19 protein-coding genes are annotated in these 18,838 nt (G+C 73.3%); 17 read left to right on the top strand and 2 right to left on the bottom strand.

What is annotated here, in order from left to right; translation table 11 throughout:
• The first annotated feature begins 340 nt into the window (after nucleotides 1-340).
• From QM595_RS05430 to QM595_RS05355, 16 genes are all read left to right on the top strand, one after another.
• Nucleotides 341-1,429, top strand: coding sequence for a Gfo/Idh/MocA family protein (locus tag QM595_RS05430; protein ID WP_415170511.1), 1,089 nt, complete (start codon nucleotides 341-343; stop codon nucleotides 1,427-1,429).
• Entirely contained in the window at nucleotides 1,426-2,463 is a 1,038-nt protein-coding gene (locus tag QM595_RS05425) for an NAD-dependent epimerase/dehydratase family protein (RefSeq protein WP_415170510.1), read from the top strand. The genes QM595_RS05430 and QM595_RS05425 overlap by 4 nt, the downstream gene beginning before the upstream one ends.
• Nucleotides 2,460-3,593, top strand: a complete 1,134-nt coding sequence (locus QM595_RS05420) for a DegT/DnrJ/EryC1/StrS family aminotransferase (RefSeq protein WP_415170509.1) — start codon at nucleotides 2,460-2,462, stop codon at nucleotides 3,591-3,593. Before QM595_RS05425 ends, QM595_RS05420 begins: the two co-directional genes overlap by 4 nt.
• 61 nt (nucleotides 3,594-3,654) lie before the next feature.
• Entirely contained in the window at nucleotides 3,655-4,302 is a 648-nt protein-coding gene (locus tag QM595_RS05415) for an acetyltransferase (RefSeq protein WP_415170508.1), read from the top strand.
• Complete coding sequence (locus QM595_RS05410) at nucleotides 4,299-5,408, top strand: DegT/DnrJ/EryC1/StrS family aminotransferase (protein WP_415170507.1); 1,110 nt, start codon at nucleotides 4,299-4,301, stop codon at nucleotides 5,406-5,408. The genes QM595_RS05415 and QM595_RS05410 overlap by 4 nt, the downstream gene beginning before the upstream one ends.
• Nucleotides 5,405-6,652, top strand: coding sequence for a glycosyltransferase (locus QM595_RS05405; protein ID WP_415170506.1), 1,248 nt, complete (start codon nucleotides 5,405-5,407; stop codon nucleotides 6,650-6,652). Before QM595_RS05410 ends, QM595_RS05405 begins: the two co-directional genes overlap by 4 nt.
• Nucleotides 6,649-8,136 (top strand): oligosaccharide flippase family protein, encoded by a 1,488-nt coding sequence (locus QM595_RS05400; protein ID WP_415170505.1) that lies wholly within the window; start codon nucleotides 6,649-6,651, stop codon nucleotides 8,134-8,136. The genes QM595_RS05405 and QM595_RS05400 overlap by 4 nt, the downstream gene beginning before the upstream one ends.
• Nucleotides 8,133-9,521: a glycosyltransferase family 4 protein gene (locus QM595_RS05395; protein WP_415170504.1), complete on the top strand. Its 1,389-nt coding sequence runs from the start codon at nucleotides 8,133-8,135 to the stop codon at nucleotides 9,519-9,521. The genes QM595_RS05400 and QM595_RS05395 overlap by 4 nt, the downstream gene beginning before the upstream one ends.
• Nucleotides 9,518-10,192: a hypothetical protein gene (locus QM595_RS05390; protein ID WP_415170503.1), complete on the top strand. Its 675-nt coding sequence runs from the start codon at nucleotides 9,518-9,520 to the stop codon at nucleotides 10,190-10,192. The genes QM595_RS05395 and QM595_RS05390 overlap by 4 nt, the downstream gene beginning before the upstream one ends.
• Nucleotides 10,180-10,893: a hypothetical protein gene (locus QM595_RS05385; RefSeq protein ID WP_415170502.1), complete on the top strand. Its 714-nt coding sequence runs from the start codon at nucleotides 10,180-10,182 to the stop codon at nucleotides 10,891-10,893. Before QM595_RS05390 ends, QM595_RS05385 begins: the two co-directional genes overlap by 13 nt.
• Nucleotides 10,890-12,221 (top strand): O-antigen ligase family protein, encoded by a 1,332-nt coding sequence (locus QM595_RS05380; protein ID WP_415170501.1) that lies wholly within the window; start codon nucleotides 10,890-10,892, stop codon nucleotides 12,219-12,221. Before QM595_RS05385 ends, QM595_RS05380 begins: the two co-directional genes overlap by 4 nt.
• Nucleotides 12,218-13,000: a PIG-L deacetylase family protein gene (locus QM595_RS05375; RefSeq protein ID WP_415170500.1), complete on the top strand. Its 783-nt coding sequence runs from the start codon at nucleotides 12,218-12,220 to the stop codon at nucleotides 12,998-13,000. Before QM595_RS05380 ends, QM595_RS05375 begins: the two co-directional genes overlap by 4 nt.
• Nucleotides 12,997-14,160 (top strand): glycosyltransferase, encoded by a 1,164-nt coding sequence (locus QM595_RS05370; RefSeq protein ID WP_415170499.1) that lies wholly within the window; start codon nucleotides 12,997-12,999, stop codon nucleotides 14,158-14,160. Before QM595_RS05375 ends, QM595_RS05370 begins: the two co-directional genes overlap by 4 nt.
• A complete protein-coding gene (locus QM595_RS05365) occupies nucleotides 14,157-15,023 on the top strand; it encodes a glycosyltransferase (RefSeq protein WP_415170498.1) in 867 nt (288 codons plus the stop codon). The genes QM595_RS05370 and QM595_RS05365 overlap by 4 nt, the downstream gene beginning before the upstream one ends.
• A 105-nt stretch (nucleotides 15,024-15,128) precedes the next feature.
• Nucleotides 15,129-16,484: a glycosyltransferase family 4 protein gene (locus QM595_RS05360; RefSeq protein ID WP_415170497.1), complete on the top strand. Its 1,356-nt coding sequence runs from the start codon at nucleotides 15,129-15,131 to the stop codon at nucleotides 16,482-16,484.
• Nucleotides 16,485-16,489: 5 nt separating this feature from the next.
• Nucleotides 16,490-17,419, top strand: a complete 930-nt coding sequence (locus QM595_RS05355) for a glycosyltransferase family 2 protein (protein ID WP_415170512.1) — start codon at nucleotides 16,490-16,492, stop codon at nucleotides 17,417-17,419.
• Between the two features lie 126 nt (nucleotides 17,420-17,545).
• On the opposite strand, the gene QM595_RS05350 is transcribed toward QM595_RS05355, so the two are convergent.
• Both QM595_RS05350 and QM595_RS05345 read right to left on the bottom strand, forming a co-directional pair.
• The gene (locus tag QM595_RS05350; protein ID WP_415170496.1) at nucleotides 17,546-17,944 is read right to left on the bottom strand and encodes a PIN domain-containing protein; all 399 of its coding nucleotides are present in this window, start codon (nucleotides 17,942-17,944) and stop codon (nucleotides 17,546-17,548) included.
• A 3-nt stretch (nucleotides 17,945-17,947) separates the two neighbouring features.
• Nucleotides 17,948-18,142: a hypothetical protein gene (locus QM595_RS05345; RefSeq protein WP_415170495.1), complete on the bottom strand. Its 195-nt coding sequence runs from the start codon at nucleotides 18,140-18,142 to the stop codon at nucleotides 17,948-17,950.
• A gap of 35 nt (nucleotides 18,143-18,177) precedes the next feature.
• Between QM595_RS05345 and QM595_RS05340 the strand changes: the two genes are divergently transcribed.
• Nucleotides 18,178-18,588, top strand: a complete 411-nt coding sequence (locus QM595_RS05340) for a hypothetical protein (protein ID WP_415170494.1) — start codon at nucleotides 18,178-18,180, stop codon at nucleotides 18,586-18,588.
• The last annotated feature ends 250 nt before the right edge of the window (nucleotides 18,589-18,838 follow it).

Here is an 18,838-nt window from a genome sequence, read left to right as displayed (position 1 = left end):
GGTCATCCAGGCGGTCAGCGTCACCGGGCCACCCGGGAACACCCGCTGGAGCTCGGCCAGGCCGGGAACGAAGCCACGCTCGGCGTCGGGGTCGAACTGCCAGGTGGGCAGACGCCACTCTCGGCCCTTCTTCAGACCGACCAGCGCCCCCGACTCCAGGCGGTCCAACACCGCCTGCACTGAGCAAGATAAACCAGATAAGCAACCCGACCGAGTTGACCGCCTCACCCCTGGGCAGGCGATCCCCAAATGAGGGGATAGGCCGCCGCGGTCGGTCCGTGGCGGCACGGCTGCGGGTTCTCTGGTGTTACCAGCCCTCTGATACGTGGAGATCGACCGAATGACCACCCGCAACAGCACTGCGGAGCCGGCCCCTCTCGGGGTCGCCGTGGTGGGCGCCGGCTATTGGGGCCCCAACCTGATCCGCAACTTCCGCGGCAGCCCCGCCTGGGACCTGGTCGCCGTCTGCGACCTCGACACCGAGCGGGCCAGCGCCGTCGTGGGGGCCCGCAGCGGCGTCCTCGTCACCGACGACCTGGCCGAGGTGCTCGGCCGCGACGACGTCCACGCCGTCGCGATCGCCACCCCGGCCCGCAGCCACCGGCCGATCGCCGAGGCCGCGCTGGCCGCCGGCAAGCACGTCCTGGTCGAGAAGCCGCTCGCCGACAGCGTCGCCGCCGGCGAGGCCATGGTCGAGGCGGCCCGGGCCGCGGGCCTGGTGCTGATGGCCGACCACACCTTCTGCTACACCCCGGTGGTCCGCAAGATCCGCGAGCTGGTCACCACCGGCCAGCTGGGCGAGATCCTCTTCGTCGACTCGGTCCGGATCAACCTCGGCCTGGTCCAGCCCGACGTCGACGTCTTCTGGGACCTCGCCCCGCACGACCTGTCGGTGCTCGACCACATCCTGCCCGACGGGCTGCGGCCGCTGGGCGTCTCTGCCCAGGGCGCCGACCCGATCGGTGCCGGCAAGCCCTGCGTCGGCTACCTGTCCCTTCCCTTGACAGGTGGCGCGCTCGCCCACGTCCACGTCAACTGGCTCAGCCCCACCAAGATCCGCCAGATGGTGATCGGCGGCAGCGAGCGGACGCTGGTATGGGACGACCTCAACCCGCAGCAGCGGCTCAGCGTCTTCGACCGGGGCGTGGACCTGGTCCAGCAGACCGTCGACAGCGCCGACCGCCGTACCGCCTCGATCAGCTATCGCCTCGGCGACACCTGGGCGCCCGCCCTGCCCGAGCGGGAGGCGCTCGCCGAGATGGTCGCCGAGTTCGCCGCCGCCATCCACGAGGACCGGCCACCCGCCACCGACGGCGCCGCCGGGCTGCGGGTCCTCGCCGTGCTGGAGGCCGCCGCCACCAGCCTCCGTGCCAACGGCGCCCAGGTCCAGGTCGCCGCTCCCGCCCCGACCCTGGAGCTGATCCGATGACCCTTCCGCCCATCGCCCCCGACCCTCGTCACGCGAACCGGCTGCGCGGCGCCCGCGTGCTGGTGACCGGCGGTGCCGGCACCATCGGCTCGACCATCGTCGACCAGCTGCTGGCCGTCGGCGTCGAGCACGTCGTCGTCCTCGACAACCTGATCCGTGGCCGCCGCGCCAACCTCCGCGACGCGCTCGCCACCGGCCGGGCCACCCTGGTCCAGGGCGACATCCGCAACCGCGACCTGGTCCACGACATCACCCGCGGCCAGGACCTCGTCTTCCACCAGGCCGCCATCCGGATCACGCTGTGCGCCGAGGAGCCCCGGCTGGCGATGGAGGTGCTCGCCGACGGCACCTTCAACGTCGTCGAGGCCGCCGCGGCGGCGGGCGTCGACAAGCTCGTCTACGCCTCCTCGGCCTCGGTCTACGGGCTGGCCGAGGAGTTCCCGACCCCCGAGCACCATCACCACCACCACAACGACACGCTGTACGGCGCGGCCAAGTCGTTCAACGAGGGACTGGTCCGCAGCTTCCACGCGATGAAGGGACTGGACTACGTCGGCCTGCGCTACTTCAACGTCTACGGTCCGCGGATGGACGTCCACGGCGCCTACACCGAGGTGCTGGTGCGCTGGATGGAGCGGATCGCCGACGGCCGGCCACCGCTGGTCCTCGGTGACGGTCGGCAGACCATGGACTTCGTCTGCGTGCCCGACATCGCCCGCGCCAACCTGCTCGCCGCCGCCTCGGGCGTCACCGACGGCATCTACAACATCGCCAGCGGCACCGAGACCAGCCTGCTCACCCTGGCCAAGACGCTGCTGCGGGTGATGGGTGCGACCAACCTGAGCATCGAGCACGGCCCGGCCCGCGTCGTCAACGGCGTCACCCGCCGGCTCGCCGACATCCGTGCCGCCCGCCGCGACCTCGGCTGGCGGCCCACGATCGACCTCGACGAGGGCCTGAGGATGCTGGTCGACTGGTGGCGTCCGCTGCGCGAGGAGGTCGCCGCCGGCCGCGCTCTCGGGGTGGCGCGATGAGCCGCGTCAACGTGATGCAGCCCTGGCTGGGCGAGGAGGAGGCCGCGGCCCTCGCCGAGGTCATCGCCTCCGGCTGGGTTGCCCAGGGCCCCCGGGTCGCGGCCTTCGAGGAGGCCTTCGCCGCCAGTCAGCAGGCGTCGTACGCCGTGGCGACCTCGAACTGCACGACCGCCCTCCACCTGGCGATGGTGGTCACCGGCGTCGGTCGCGGCGACGACGTGGTGGTGCCGTCGCTCTCGTTCATCGCCACCGCCAACGCGCCCACCTATGTCGGCGCCCGGCCGGTCTTCGCCGACGTCGATGCCGTCACCGGCAACCTCACCGCGGCCACCGTCCAGGCGGCGCTCACCCCGCGCACCAAGGCCGTCATCGCCGTCGACCAGGGCGGCGTGCCCGTCGACCTGCGCGCCATCCGGTCCGTCTGCGACCCCCGCGGCATCGTCGTGGTGGAGGACGCCGCCTGTGCCGCCGGCTCCACCTATCAGGGTCGCCCTGTCGGTGCAAGCGCCGAGATCGCCGCCTGGTCCTTCCACCCCCGCAAGATCCTCACCACCGGCGAGGGCGGCATCGTGACCACGTCGCGGCCGGACTGGGCCGAGCGCGCCCGCCGGCTCCGCGAGCACGCGATGAGCGTCTCCGCCGCCGCCCGCCACGCCAGCGTGCTCGCGCCCGCCGAGCAGTACGACGAGATCGGCTTCAACTTCCGGATGACCGACCTGCAGGCGGCCGTCGGGCTGGTCCAGCTGGCCCGGCTCCCCGAGGTGGTCGCCCGGCGCCGGGAGCTGGCGCGGGGCTACCGGAAGGCGATCGAGGAGATCCCCGGGCTGCGCGCCGTCGCCGACCCGCCGTGGGGCACCAGCAACTTCCAGTCGTTCTGGGTCGAGGTCGGCCCCGGCTACCCCGTCGACCGCGACGGCCTGCTCGCCGCGCTCGCCAAGGCCGACATCTCCGCCCGCCGGGGCATCATGGCCGCCCACCGGCAGCCCGCCTACACCGGCCGGGACACCGGCGACGTCCCGCTGCCGGTGACCGCCAGGCTCACCGACCACACCCTGATCCTGCCGCTGTTCCACCAGCTCTCGGAGTCGGAGCAGGCCCGGGTCGTCGACGTGCTGCGGGACCCGTCGTGAGCGAGCTTGCGAGCGAACCGAGGGCATCACGCCGCCCCGGAGCGCAGCGAGGAGGGCGGTCATGACATCGCTGATCCTGGTTGCCGCCAGCGGCCTGGCCCGTGAGGTGATCGCCGTCGAGGCGGCCAGTGGCCGCTACGACGAGCTGATGCTCGTCGACGACGACCGCGCCCTGTGGGGCACCCTGGTCGACGGCGTCCGGGTCGTCGGCCCGGTGGTCGCCGCCGCCGAGCACGACGGCGACCTGGTGCTGTGCGCTGGCCGCGGCGCGGTCCGCCGCCACCTCGCGCACCGGCTCACCGCCCTCGGCGTGCCGGGCCGGCGCTACGGCCGGGTGATCCACCCCGGCGTCGAGATCCCGCCCGGCTGCACCGTGGGCCCGGGCTGCATCCTGCTCGCCTCGGTGGTGATGACCGCCGGCGTCCACCTGCACCGGCACGTCGTCGCCATGCCGCACGTGACGCTCACTCACGACGACGTCGTCTCCGACTTCGCCACGCTGTGCGCCAAGGTCGCGCTCGGCGGCGGCGTCACGGTCGGCGAGGGCGCCTACCTCGGCATGAGCTCCTCGGTCCGCGAGAACGTCGTCGTCGGCGCCGACGCGGTGCTCGGCATGGGGTCCGTGCTACTCCGCAACCTCCCCGCCGGGGAGACCTGGGCCGGTGTGCCCGCACAGTCCCTCGCCCTCAGGAAGCAGCTGGTCCCATGAATGTCCCCTTCCTCGACCTCGCCGCCCAGTACGACGAGGTCGCCGACCAGATCCGGCTCGGACTCGACGCGGTCTTCGCCCGCACCGCCTTCGTCGGCGGCGCCGAGGTCGCCGAGTTCGAGCGCGAGTACGCCGACTACCTCGGTGTCGAGCACTGTGTCGGCGTCGGCAACGGCACCGACGCCCTCGAGCTCGCCCTCCGGGCGCTCGGCGTGGGCCCCGGCGGTGAGGTGATCCTTCCTGCCAACACCTTCATCGCGACCGCCGAGGCGGTCTCCGCCGTCGGTGCCACTCCGGTCCTGGTCGACGTCGACGAGGAGCACCTGCTCATCGACCCCGACGCGGTGGCGGCAGCGGTCACCGAGCGCACCCGGGCGATCGTCCCGGTGCACCTGTTCGGGCAGACCGCGCCGATGGGCCGGCTGGTGGCGATCGCCACCGCGGCCGGGGTGCCCGTCGTCGAGGACGCCGCCCAGTCGCAGGGCGCCCGCAAGAACGGCCACCCCGCCGGCAGCCTCGGCACCGTCGCGGCGACCAGCTTCTACCCCGGCAAGAACCTCGGTGCCGCCGGCGACGGCGGCGCGGTGATGACCGACGACGCCGAGCTCGCCCAGCGGGTGCGGGTGCTGTCGGCGCACGGCTCGCCGAGCAAGTACGTTCACGAGGTCGTCGGCCGCAACTCCCGCCTCGACACGGTCCAGGCCGTCGTACTGCTGGCGAAGCTGGCGCGGCTGGAGAAGTGGAACGAACTGCGTCGCGGCGCCGCCGACCGCTACGCCGAGCTGCTTGCCGACGTGCCCGGCGTCCGGGTGCCGCGCAGCGCGGCCGGCAACGAGGACGTCTGGCATCTCTACGTCGTCCGGGTCGCCGACCGGGACCGGGTGCTCGCCGAGCTCGGCGCCGCCGGCATCGGCGCCGGCATCCACTACCCGACGCCGGTGCATCTCACCGGCGCCTACGCCCATCTCGGCCTCGGCCCGGGGAGCTTCCCGGTCGCCGAGCGGGCGGCAACCGAGATCCTGTCGCTGCCGATGTACCCCCACCTGAGCGCCGAGCAGCAGGAGCGCGTCGCCGACGCCCTGCGCCGAGCGGTGCGCGGGCGGTGACCGCACTCGGGGTCGCTCCGTCCCGGGTGAGAGCGGCGGACGGCGGCCCGCTGACGGTGACGCTCGGCCTGGCCGGACTGGCCCTCGGCGGCTGCCAGATCAACGCCGTCGACCTCGGCCGGACGCTGCGCGCCGCCGGCCACGACGTCTCCCTCTTCGCCGTCGCCGACGAGACGGTGACAAGGTCGGTGACGACCTCGGTGGTGCCCTACGCCGAGGCGGCCGGCCTCGACATCGAGATCCTCCCCGCCGGGCAGGGGCTGTGGCGCACCGCTCGGGCCATCGACCGGCTCGCCGCGGCCCACCACAGCGACGTCGTCCACGTCTTCGCGCCCTGGCTGGCCCGCCCGCTCGGCGTCGCCGCCGCCTCCTGGCGCGCCCGCGCCGCCGTCGAGACCAACTGGACCATGGCCAATGCGTTCTGGGGCTCGCCGGCGGTGCCGCTGATCGTCGGCACCGGCGCGATGCTCGCCGAGGCCGCTCCTCGCCGGGCGGCGGTCCACCTCATGGAGCCGCCGGTCGACGCCGTCGCCGACCGCCCCGACCCCGGCGCCGGCCGCGCCTTCCGTGAGGCCCACGGCATCGCCGACACCGAGACCCTGGTGGCCGTCGTCAGCAGGCTGGACCGGGAGATGAAGGCTGCCGGCATCGAGCAGGCGATCGCCGCGGTAGCCGCCGCCGACACCCCGCTCCGGCTGGTCGTGGTGGGCGACGGCGACGCCTTCGCCGACCTCGCCGCCGCCGCCCGGCGGGTCGACACGGCCCTGCGCCGCTCCGCCGTGGTGCTCACCGGCTCGCTGCTCGACCCACACCCCGCCTACGCCGCCGCCGACATCGTGCTCGGCATGGGCGGCTCGGCCATCCGCGGCCTCGCCCACGGCAAGCCGGTCGTGGTGCTGGGCGAGGACGGCTTCCTCCTCACCTACGAGCCCGACACCGTGCCCCACTTCCGGCGCGAGGGCTTCTACGGCCACGGCGGCCGCACCGACCCGGTCGGCGAGCTCGCCGCGACCCTCGACGCGCTCGCCGCCGACCCGGCCCGGCGCGCCGAGCTGGGCGCCTTCGGGCTGCGCCAGGTCGCCGACAGGTTCGGCCTCGCCGCCGCCGCCGACGGCCTGGTCGGCGTCTACCGCCAAGCCCTGACGCGACTCCCGTCCCGCCCGCGCCGCGCGGCGGAGGCGGGCAGGCTGCTGGCCAGGGAAGGTCTCTCCCGGACCCGGCGGCTGCTCCGGGAGCGGCCGTGACCGCCACCGACACGCTGCCGCCGAAGGTCGCCGTCGACCGCCGGATGGTCGTCTCCGGGGCGATGTGGACGGCCGCCAGCGGCATGTTCATGCGCGTCGCCAATGTGGCGATCACCGCCGTCGTCGCCCGGCTGCTGACGCCGGTCGACTTCGGCGTCTTCGCCGTCGCGGCGGCGGTCTTCCTGGTGGTCAGCAGCCTGGCCGAGCTCGGCATGGGCGCGGCCATCACCCGCTCCTCGGTCGACCCGCGCGATATCGCGCCGACGGTCTCCACCCTCGCCCTCGGCGTCGGCTCGGCGCTGGCCGTGCTGATGTTCCTGACCGCCGCCCCGCTGGCCGCGCTGCTGGGCTCGCCGCAGGCCGCCGGGCCGCTGCGGATCCTCTCGCTCTGCCTGGTCCTCAACGGCCTCTTCGCGGTGCCCTGCGCCCAGCTCGCCTGGGAGTTCCGGCAGCGCCGGCTCTTCCTCGCCCAGGCCATCTCCTTCGTCCCGGCCAACGCGATGCTGATCCTGCTCGCTCTGCACGGCGACGGCGCCACCGCCTTCGCCTGGTCCCGCGTCGCCGGCCAGATCGTCTCGGGGATCGTCGTGGTGACGGGCCTGCGCAAGATCTACCTGCCCGGTCTCTCGCCCGGCCTGGTCCGGGGCCTGCTCGTCTTCGGGCTGCCGCTCTCGGTCGCCAACCTCGTCAACTGGACGCTCCTCAACGCCGACTACCTCGTCATCGCCCGCCGGATGTCGGAGGAGCAGGTCGGCACCTACCTGCTCGCCTTCACCGTCGCGAGCTGGCCCACGGTGGTGCTCGGCAGCGTCCTCAACGGCATCGTGGTGCCGGCCATCGCCCGGGTCGGTCGCGACGCCGCCGCGCGGGGCGCCGCGCTGGTCACCGCGGTACGACTGGTCTCGCTGTGCGCGCTGCCGGTCGGCGCGCTGGTGCTGGCGCTGGCCCGGCCGGTGGTGCTGAGCCTGTACGGCGAGAAGTGGGCGGCCTCGATCCCGGTGCTGGAGGTGCTCGCCCTCTACGGGATGGTGTTCGCCTACTGCCTGCTGCTCGCCAACGTGCTGGTCGCACTCGGTCGCACCTGGCGGCTGCTGTTCATCCAGCTCGGCTGGATCGTCGTGCTGGTCCCGACCATGCTGTGGGGGCTCGCCGCCGGCGGCCTGCCCGGCGTGGGCTGGTCCCACGTCGCCGTCGTGCTCGCCGTCGCGCTGCCGCTCTACCTGGCGACCGCCCGCGCCGAGCTCCGGCTGCGCTGGGGACAGCTGCTCGGCGCGGCCGCCCCCGCCGCCGGGGCCGCGCTGCTCGCCGGCCTGGTGGCGCGCGGCGTCGCGCTGCTGACCGACGGATCGTGGTGGCAGCTGATCGCCGGCGCAATGGCCGGGTTCGCCGTCTACGTGGCGATCGCCGCGCCGCTGGCGCGCCCCTACCTGCCTGCCGGGATCGCCCGACGGCTGCGGCTCGGCCGAGCGGAGGCGCGGGCATGACCGGGGCCGGGCGCGACCGGCTCCGGCTGAGGCTGCAGCGGCTGGCCGCACTGGTGCCGCCGCGACTGCGGACCGGGCTCCGGCGGCTGACGCCGGCCTGGCTGCGGCCCTCCGCCGCCACCGTGACGCTCGAGCGCTGGGACCGGCCGCTGTACGGCGACGGGCCGGGCCTGGCCGGGATCGCCACGGTCCAGGTGCCACCCGCGCCGGTCGTGCTCGGGTCCGCCGAGCTCCGGGTCGCGGTGGTGACCAGCGAGCTCGACGTCGGCGGCATGGACGTCTTCGTCGCCTTCCTCGCCCGGGGGCTACGCGAGCGCGGCGCCAGCGTCGTCGTCCTGATCGCGTGGACGAAGCCGGAGCACGACGGCCGGCTCGCCGCGACGCTGCGCGAGGAGGGGTACGACGTCCGCGCCGTCGACGCGGCCGCGCTGGCCGCCGCGCTGGCCGAGCTCCGGCCCGAGGTCGCCAGCGTCCACGGCGCCCCCGACTGGGCGGTCGAGGCGCTGCGTCGGCAAGGCGTCCCGGCGGTCGAGACCGTGCACGGGATGCACACCCTCTACGCCGCCGGCCCGGGCGAGATCGCCGCCCGCACCGCCGCACTGACCGCCGTCGTGACGCTCAGCGAGATGGCCCGGGAGGAGTACCTCCGGATCGCGCCGAGCGAGGCCCTCACCGTCATCCCCAACGGCGTGGTGTCGGCGCGGCAGCCCGCCCGGGTCAGGCAGGCGGCTCGCGCCGCGCTGGGGATCGACGAGGAGTTCCTGGTCGTCTCGCTGGCGCGGCACTGTCCCCAGAAGAACAGCTATGGCCTCGTCGAGGCCTTCGCCGACGTCGCCGAGCGGGTTCCCGACGCGGTGCTGGTGGTTGCCGGCCGCCCCGACGATCCGTCGTACGCCGGCCAGGTCCTCGCGCTGCGGAGCCGGCTGCGCTGCCGCGACCGGATCCACGTCCGCGACCAGCTGGACCGGCCGGCGGCGCTGCTGGCGGCCGCCGACTGCTTCGTGCTGGACTCCTTCTTCGAGGGCTGGGCGCTGGCGTCCATGGAGGCGATGACCGCCGGGCTGCCGGTGGTGCTCTCCGAGGTCTCCGGGGCGGTCGACCAGCTGGCGGCGGTCCCCGGCGCTGGCCTGCTGGTGCCGAACCCGCTCGGCGACCCGCTGGCCGTGGACTGGCCGGCCATCGCCCGCGCCCGGTTCGCCCGGCAGGGCAACCGCGAGGCCCTCGTCGCCGCGCTGAGCGACGTGGCCCGCCGGCGCGCGCAGTGGGCGGCGCGACGCCAGCAGATCGCGCTGCACGCCGAGGCCGCCTTCGACCCGGCGACCTGCCTGGACCGGCATCTGGCGGTGCTGCGCCATGCTGCCCACGCCCCGGAGGTGTCGCGGTGACCCTGGCCCAGCTGCTGCGCGCCGCGCTCCGGCGGTGGTACGTCGTCCTGGTCGGCGTCGCGCTGACCGCCGCCGTGGCGCTGCCGCTGCACCGCACCGCGGTGACCTACTGGGGTGAGGCGACCCTCGTCGTACTGCTCCCCAAGGGCGAGAGCACCGCGGCCAACTCGCTGCTCTCCCGCTCCCCGATCGCGATCGCCTCGCTGGCGGTGCAGCAGGTCAACCAGCGTCCCAACATGTTGCGCTCGGCCTCCTCCGGGGCCACCCTGGTCGGCATAGGGGAGCGGTCCGGGACCCTGGTCCAGCTCCGCAACACCGGGGTCCAGTGGCTGCCCGCGGCCGCGCTGCCCTATATCGACATCGAGGCCGTCGGCGTCAGCGAGGCGGAGGTCGAGCAGCGGATCACGACCGCGCTGGAGCAGGTCCGGGTGGCCGTCGCCGACCTGCAGCAGCGCATCGGCGTGCCGTCGGCGATGCAGGTCTTCACCGAGCAGCGCTCGCCGCAGCTGAGCGTCGAGCACGCGTTGAGCAACCCCAAGCGCGCCCTGGCCGGCACGCTGCTCGCCGGCGCCGCGCTCACCGCTGCGGCGGTCGTCCTCGTCGACCGGATGCTCCTGCGGCTCCGGCTTCGTCTCCAACTCCGAGGGGGTGTCCCGAGATGGGATCTCTGATCGCCGCGCTGTGGCGGCGCAAACTGCTCACGGCACTGGCCGCGCTGCTCGCGGCGGTGGCCGGCTATGTCGTCGCGATGACGGGCGGACCCACCTACAGCTACAGCGCCACCACGGTGCTGCTGCCGCCGGGTCCGGCACGCAATGTCGCGCCCGATACCACCGACTACACCTTGGGCAACCCGCTGTTCTTCCTGGGCAACCTCAACCAGGCCCGCGACATCCTCATCGGTGCCATGACGTCGAAGGACGTCGAGGCGGCGATCGCGAGGAAGTACCCCGGCACCACCTACTCGGTGGACGGCGACGTGCTGAGCTCGGCCCCGGTGGTGGTCCTCACCGCGATCGGCTCCGACGAGCAGATCAGCAAGGACCTGGTCGGCGACCTGGTCGCCCGGCTGCCGGTCGTGCTCGCCGACGTACAGCAGGGGGTGGGCGTCGAGGCGGACGCCCAGATCACCTCCTACCAGCTCACCGCCGAGGCGGAGCCGGTCGTCAGCCACAAGGCGCAGCTGCGCTCGGCCATCGTCGCCGTCGGCGCGTCGGCGGTGGTGCTGATCTTCCTGATCGGGGCGATCGACGGCCTGCTGCGTGCCCGGCAGGCGCGGCGGCGCGATCCCGAGAGTCCCGAGGAGATGCCCGAGGAACTGCCGGAGCCACTGGTCAGCGCCGTCTGGTTCACCAGGGCCGGCAGCCGGTGATCGCCACGGCACCGGCCCGCCCGGCCGCGACACCGACACCCGGCCTGCCCGGGCGACCGGAGTCGCGGGAGGGGCTGCGCGTGCTGACGGCGTACGTCGTCATCCTGTTCGTCTTCCCCGCGCCGATGCTCATCGCGGCACTGGGGCAGGTCGGCGGGCCGGCGACGCTGGCGGCCGTCGGCTGCTTCATGTGGTGGTCCTGGACGCTGGTCAACCGGGCCGTGCCGGAACCGGTCGACGCCGGCAGAGTGGTCCGGATCGCCGCCCTGGTCTTCCTGCTGGTCTGCGTGATCGCCTACGCCCACAGCGCCGCGACGCCGTACCCGGCCGACGAGCGCAGCCTGCTCGACGCCGCGCTGATCCGGATGGTCGGCTGCATCGGCCTGGTCTGCCTGGCCGCCGACGGGCTGCGCGACGCCGAGCAGGTCTGGACCCTGGTCACCCGGCTGGTCTACGTGCTCGGCGCGGTCTGTGCGATCGCCCTGGTGCAGAGCTTCACCGGCGAGGTCTGGGTCGACCGGATCTCGCTGCCCGGCCTGACCCCGGCGAGCGGCATCGAGATCGCCCAGCGCGGCATCATCACCCGCCCGGCCGGCACCGCCAGCCATCCCATCGAGCTCGCCTCGGTGCTCGCCGTCGGGATGCCGCTGGCGTTCGCGGTGGCCGGCCGCCCAGGCGCCCGCGCCTGGCTGCGCCGGCTGATCGCCGTACTCGTCGCCATCACCCTGCTGCTCATCGGGTCCCGGACCGCCATCGTCTGCGGCACCGTCGGCTTCGTCGCCATGCTGTTCGCCTGGAACGGCCGGACCCGGCTCATCGCCGTCGGCGCCAGCCTGCTGGTGCTCTGCGTCGCCTTCGTGATGCTGCCGGGCTTCCTGGGCACCCTCGCCGGCATGTTCCTCGGCGCCGGGTCCGACCCCAGCGTGGCGTCGCGGACCGACAGCTACCGGATCGTCGAGGAGTTCTGGAGCCACCACCTCTGGATCGGTCGCGGCGTCGGCACCTTCCTGCCGAAGTACTGGATCCTCGACAACGAGTACCTCATCCTCCTCATCGGCGCCGGCGTGCTCGGCCTGGCCGCACTGCTCGGGCTGATCCTGACCGCGGTGGCCGTCGCTGCCCGCGCCGCGGCCCTGGCACGGCGGGCCGGCGACGACTCGACCCGCCAGCTCTGCGTCGCGGCCCTGGGCGGCACCCTGGCCGGCGCCGTCTCGATGGCGCTCTTCGACGGCTTCTCCTTCCCCCAGGCCGCCGGCATGTTCTTCCTCTGCCTCGGCATCTGCGGGGCGCTGCCACGAGCGGTGGCGAGCCGGATGGCGAGCCGATGAGCGCCACCGCCGCGCTGCGCGGCCTCTCCCGCCGGGCGCTGTTGCGCGCCGCCCGCGATGTCACCGTGCCGGCCGCCGGCCGCAGCGCCCTGGTCATCGCCCCCCACCCCGACGACGAGACGCTCGGCTGCGGCGCCACCATGCTGGCCAAGGTCGCTGCCGGCACCCGGGTCACCGTCGTGGTGGCCACCGACGGCCGGCACTCCCACCGCAGTGCGGCGATCCCGCCGGAGCGGCTCGCTGCGCGCAGGCACGCCGAGATGACCGAGGCCGCGACCCGGCTCGGCCTCGTCGAGGAGGTGCGGTGGCTCGGCATCGAGGACGGCACCGTGGCCGCCCACGAGGACGACCTGGTCGCGGCGCTGGTGCGCCTGGTCGCCGAGCTGCGGCCCGACGAGCTCTACGCCACCTGCGCCGAGGAGCCGCACCCGGACCATGCCGCGGTCGGCCGAGCGGCCCGCCGGGTGGCGGCCGCGACCGGCACCCGGCTGCTGGAGTACCCGGTCTGGCTGTGGCACGGCTGGCCGGCCAGCCGGGGCGACCGGGCCGGGTCGCTCGCCGAGGCCGGCCGGCGCGTCGTACGGCGTCGGGCGGCGGTGGTCGCCACCGGACCGCACCTGGCCGCGAAGCTCCACGCTCTGGACGCGCACGACACCCAGCTCCGGCGACCGGCCGAGGTCCCGGTGGGAGAGGAGTGGGCGGTCCTGCCCGAGCCGATCCTGGCCGCCGCGGCAGGCCCGTGGGAGCTGTTCTTCCCGACGAGCGGGGGCGGCCGATGAGACCGCCGGTCGAGATCGCCCAGGAGCTGGCCCAGCAGCTGGCCCGGACCGCGACCGCCGCCCGCCACGCCCGGCGCCGCCGACCACCGGCCGTCGGGTCGGCGCCGGCGACCGGGGCGCCACCCCACGTCTACTATCTCTCCCCGGACCCCGACCGGCCCCGGGGCGGGATCCGGGTCTTCTACCGGCACGTCGACCTGCTCAACCAGGCGGGCATCCCGGCGACCGTCGTCCACCGCAAGCCCGGCCAGCGGGCCGCGTGGTTCGCCAACGACACCCGGGTCGCCGGCGCCGCCGAGGTCGCCGTCACCCCCGAAGACCTGCTGGTGGTGCCGGAGTTCTACAGCGCCGAGCTGGACCGGCTGCCGGTCCGGTCGCGGGTGGTGGTCTTCAACCAGGCGCCCTTCTACACCTTCGACGCGATGACGCTCGAGGAGGCCGCCGTATTCGCGCGCCGGCCGATCGAGGCGATCCTGACCGTCTCCGACGCCGGCCTGCGACTGCTGAGCGACACCTTCGCCCCGGTCCTGGTCCACCGGACCCGGCCGGTCCTCGACCCGGGGGTCTTCCACCCCGGCGACGAGCAGTCCGGGCCCCGGCCGCGCCGGATCGCCTACGCCACCAACCGCCGCGCCCAGGAGGCGCACCAGCTGCTCAGCATCCTCACCGTCCGCGGCGCCCTGACCGGCTGGGAGCTGGTGCCGATCCGCGGCATGACCGAGGCACAGGTGGCCCGGACGCTGCGGGAGTGCCCGATCTTCCTCAGCTTCAGCGAGCGCGAGGGCTTCGGGCTGCCGCCCGCCGAGGCGATGGCGTCGGGCTGCTACGTGATCGGCTACACCGGCCAGGGCGGCGAGGAGTTCTTCGACCCCGCCCACTCCGCGCCGGTCCCCGACAGCGCGCTGGCCGACTACGTCGCCGCCGTGGAGCGGGCGATCGCCGGCTACGAGGCCGACCCCGCCGCGCTCGCCGGCCTCGGCCACGCGGCCGCCCGGGCCGTCACCGAGCGCTACAGCCTCGCCGGGCTGCGGGCCGACCTGCTCGCCTGCTACGCCAGCCTCGGCGTGTCCGTCCCCGGAGCGGACGGCATACCCCGGTTGGGTGAAGTATCCCGGCGGGGGCCGGCAGCGGACCGCTCCGGTGTCACGCTCCAGGGGTGAGCGTGATCGATCACGTCCTGCTGACGCGCTTCAACCTGCCCTCGGCGGGCGTGGAGAGCCTGATCCGGGCCCGCGAGGGCTGGCTGCGGGACAGGATCGCGCTCTTCGAGCGCTACACCGTGCCCTCGGTCGCGGCGCAGACCAACAGCGCCGTCCGGTGGATCGTCTACCTCGACCCGGAGAGCCCCGACTGGCTGCTGGAGCGCATCCGACCCCATGCCGACTCGGGGCTGCTGCGCCCGATCCTGCGGGCCACCGTCAGCCGCGAGGAGCTGCTTGCCGACCTCCGGGACACCCTGGGCACGCCCGGGGAGATCCTGCTGACCAGCAACCTGGACAACGACGACGGGCTCGCCGTCGACTACTCCGAGCGGCTCGTCTCGGTCGCGACGACGCTGCCCCGGGCGGCGCTCTACCTCACCCACGGCATCGTGCAGGGCGGCGGCGCGGCCTATCTCAACACCGATCGGCGCAACGCCTTCGTCGCGGTCCGGGAGAGCTGGGCGAGCCCGATGACGGTCTGGAGCGAGTACCACACCGCGCTGGGACAGCACATGCCCGTCGTGGAGGTCGGCGGCCCGCCGGGCTGGCTGCAGGTCGTCCATGGCGCCAATGTCAGCAACCGGATCCGCGGCCGGGTGGTCGCGCCGTCGTCGTACCGCGAGCTGTTCGCCGTCGACCTCGACGCCACCGCCCCGAGCCGGGGCGCGATGCTCACCGACCGGCTGCTCGGCCACCCGGCCCGGCGGCTGCGCGACGGCACCCGGGGCACGCTGCGGACCCAGGGCCTGCGGCTGCTGGGCAAGGAGCGCTACGACCGGCTCAAGTACGCCCTCGCCCGGACCGCGCGCCGTACCGCCTGACCGCATCCCCCAGATCGGGGAGGCGCCGGCGGGACCGACCCCCAGGATCGGGGAATATCAGGCCGATCCGGGCCTGCGGCGCCGCCGCTTGCACAGGCTGTCGTCATGCCAACGAGGGTCGCTCGCACGCACGTCCTGATCATCGTCCAGAACCTGCCCGTGCCGCTGGATCGCCGGGTGTGGCTGGAGTGCCGCGCGCTCCATGCGAGCGGGTACGACGTCAGCGTGATCTGCCCCAAGGGGCCCGGCGACCCGGCCCGGGAGACCATCGACGGGATCCGGATCTTCAAGTACCGCCCGGCGCCGCGAGCCCGGGGCGCGCTGGGCTACCTGATCGAGTTCGTCTACTGCTGGCTGCGGACCGCGAGACTGTCGCGGAAGGTGTGGCGGGACCGGCCCTTCCAGGTCATCCAGGCCTGCAACCCGCCCGACACCTACTGGCTGCTCGGCCGGATCTGGAAGCGCAAGGGCGTCCGGTTCGTCTTCGACCAGCACGATCTCAACCCCGAGCTCTTCCTGTCCCGGTTCGGCGAGCCGACGTCGATGCTCGGCCGGCTCCAGCTCGGCTTCCTGAGATGGCTGGAGCGGTGCACCTATGCGACCGCCGACCACGTCATCTCGACCAACGAATCCTACCGCCGGATCGCACTCGACCGGGGCGGGCTCGACCCCGACGACGTCACCGTGGTCCGCAGCGGCCCCGACACCACCGTGATGCGGCCGATCCGTCCGGTCCGGCCCCGCCCGGCCGCCCGGCACACCCTTGCCTACCTCGGCATCATGGGCCCCCAGGACGGCGTCGACACCGTCCTGGAGGTGATGCACGAGCTGGTCCACGGCCGCGGCCGGCGCGACGTCGACGCGGTGCTGATGGGCTTCGGCGACTGCCTGGCCGACCTGCGCCGCCGTGCCACGGAACTGGGCCTCGACGACGTGGTGACCTTCACCGGCCGCGCCGACGCGGCGATGATCGCCGAGCACCTCAGTGCCGCCACCGTCGGCCTGTGCCCCGACCTCAAGACGCCGCTCAACGACGTCTCGACCATGAACAAGACCATGGAGTACATGGCCTACGCGCTGCCGTCGGTCTCCTTCGACCTGACCGAGACCCAGGTCTCCGGGGCCGACGCCTGCCTCTACGTCCCCTCGGGGGACACCTCGGCCTTCACCGATGCGGTGGAACGGCTTCTCGACGACCCCGAGCTGCGGGTGACGCTGGCGCGGCGGGCCCGTCGCCGGGTCTCGCTGGTGCTCGACTGGAAGCCGCAGGCGACCGCCTATGTCTCGGTCTACGACCGGCTCTTCCCCCGGCCCGCCGCGGTCGAGGAGGCGCTGCCCGACACGGCGTACGTCGACCTGGACTCCCCGGAGGCCTTCCGCCGGTTCGTGCTCGACCGGGGGCCGCTGCCGCTCGGCTCGCTGCCCGTACGGCCGCGGCGCGAGCTCGAGGCGAGTGCTTGAGACGAGTGCGTGTCGAGGTCCTGCTGGCGACCTGCCAGAGCGAGCGCTATCTCGGCGAGCTGCTGGACTCGCTCGCCGCGCAGACCTACCGCGACTTCGTCCTGGTGGTCAGTGACGACTGCTCCGCCGACGCCACCGCCGACATCCTGCGCGACGGGACCCGCGGGCTGGCCAACCCGCCCGAGATCCTGCTGCGCACCACCCCCAGCGGCAGCGCCGGCGCCAACTTCGCCTCGCTGCTGGCCGGGTCCCGCGGTGACTACGTCCTCCTGGCCGACCACGACGACATCTGGCTGCCGGACAAGATCGAGGCCGGGCTGGCGCGGATCCGCGCGGCGGAGTCGCGCTACGGCGTCGCCGCGCCGCTGCTCGGGCACGGCGACCTGGCGGTCGTCGACGCCGCCGGCCGACCGCTGGCGCCGTCGTTCTGGGCGTTCAAGTCGATCGACCCCGGCTTCGGAGCGGCCCTGCCGACCGCGCTGATGCATCCCACCGTGACCGGCTGTACGGCGGTGCTCAACCGGAGCCTGGTCGACCTGGTCCGCCAGATCCCGCCGGAGGCGGTCATGCACGACTGGTGGATCGGCCTGACGGCGGCCGCCTTCGGTCACGTCGACGCCGACCCGACCCCGCGCATCCGCTACCGCGTCCACGGCGGCAACGTCTCGGCGCCGAAGCGGTCGAGCCTGCTGGGCGCGCTGCGCCGGCTGCCCACCGCCGATGACATACGACGCTGGGTCCGGCTGCGGCTGGACCAGGGCGAGCTCTTCCTCGACACCTACCGCGACCAGCTGCCTCCCGAGAGCCGAGCGGTACTCGAGGAGTTCGTGTCCATCAGGGGAGCGGGCTCGCTCGCTCGGCGTCGCACGCTGCTCTCGGGCGGCTTCCGCTCGCCCGACCTGTGGCGCAACGCCGCCACCCTCGCCTTCGTCTGACCCCGGCCCTGCGGTAAAGGGGCCTCTGCCACCGACCACCAATGGCACGTTGCGCTCAGAACTCTTCTCCTCACTCTGGGCTCGACCTTCGTATCGACCGAGGCCAGCGACAGCCCAGTTGGGGGTCTACGGCGTGATGATCTTGAGGCCCTCATGTTCGGCGAAGTCGCCGAAGTGCCCGGTGTTCAAAGTCGCTAACGGCACATCCTGCACCAAGCAACACGCGGCGATCCACGAGTCGTTGACTGGCCGAGGTCGACCGCGCTTCTCCGCGTAGGCCATGATCTCGCCCCACTTCCGAGCGACGTCGCGCCCACCGGTAATGAGGGGACCACCGACCCATTGCTTGATCTCAGCCCGCCGTCGAGCACCCAGGTCGCGTTGGACCACCCAGCGTTCGAGCTCGCCCGCGCTGACGAATGTCGTGATCAACTGGTGGCCGACGAGCTTCGCGTTGAGGCTTGCTGGCAGGTTCTTCTTGACGAGTCCCGAGATGACGTCGGTGTCGAGGACAACGACAGCCATGCGTCAGACGAGTTCTTTGTCGCGCTCGGCTCGCACCCAAGCGACGAACTCCTGCTGCTCCTCGTCGTTGGCGAAGAAGTCCGGGATCGCGTACTCGTCGCCACCGGTGTAGGGCTTGACGCCCTTGACCAGTTCGGCGAGGTCCTGCTTGTCGCTGATCCACTCGGCGGGCAGGTCAGACTGCGGGTTGAGAGTCATGGCTGCCTCCAGGGTCTAGGTCGAACACTTCCAGTGTGCCATGCGGCCGGGGAGTATCAGGCGTTGCGGCGCGCCTCATCGAGCAGGTCGGCAACCTCGGACGCGTCGACGTCACCACGCTGTACTTCGAGGTCGAGAAGGAAGACGACCGGCGCAAAGTCGGCTACTCCAAAGAACGACGCGTGGATCCCGACGAGCATCCCGCCTCGTGGCGGGCCGTGTGGGCCTACTCCACCAAGCGTGCGGTGCGTGACAACCGCACGTTGACGTTGCAGGAGAACCGCGCGAAGGAAGTCGTCGCCGGGGAGAAGTCCGCCAAGGCACCGCGGTTCGTGAAGAACGCAGGCGGCGCCCAGGTTGTCAAGGTCCTCGACGAGGTGTCATTGGCGCGGGCGCGCCGGCTGGTCGGCTTGACGGGCTATGTCACCAACATCCCCTCGCCCTGATGAGACCGGGCGAGGTCATCGCCAGCTACCACGACCTGTGGCGCATCGTGACCCAACTCAGGTCTGACCCCGGTCCAACATGCGCATGGGATGCTCCTCGAATGAATGAACCGCCCTGGGGCCGTCGGAGGGGTGTGTCAGGCGACAGCGGGGTCACTGTAGCCCGGGGATGAGTGGTGTGTCTGCTGGCGGTAGAGGTCCTCGTACTCGGCCGGCGGGATGTCGCCAATCGAGGTGTGAAGACGGTCGT

Source organism: Nocardioides sp., assembly GCF_047607185.1.
Classification (GTDB): domain Bacteria; phylum Actinomycetota; class Actinomycetes; order Propionibacteriales; family Nocardioidaceae; genus Nocardioides.
This window is presented reverse-complemented; position numbering and strand designations above follow the sequence as displayed.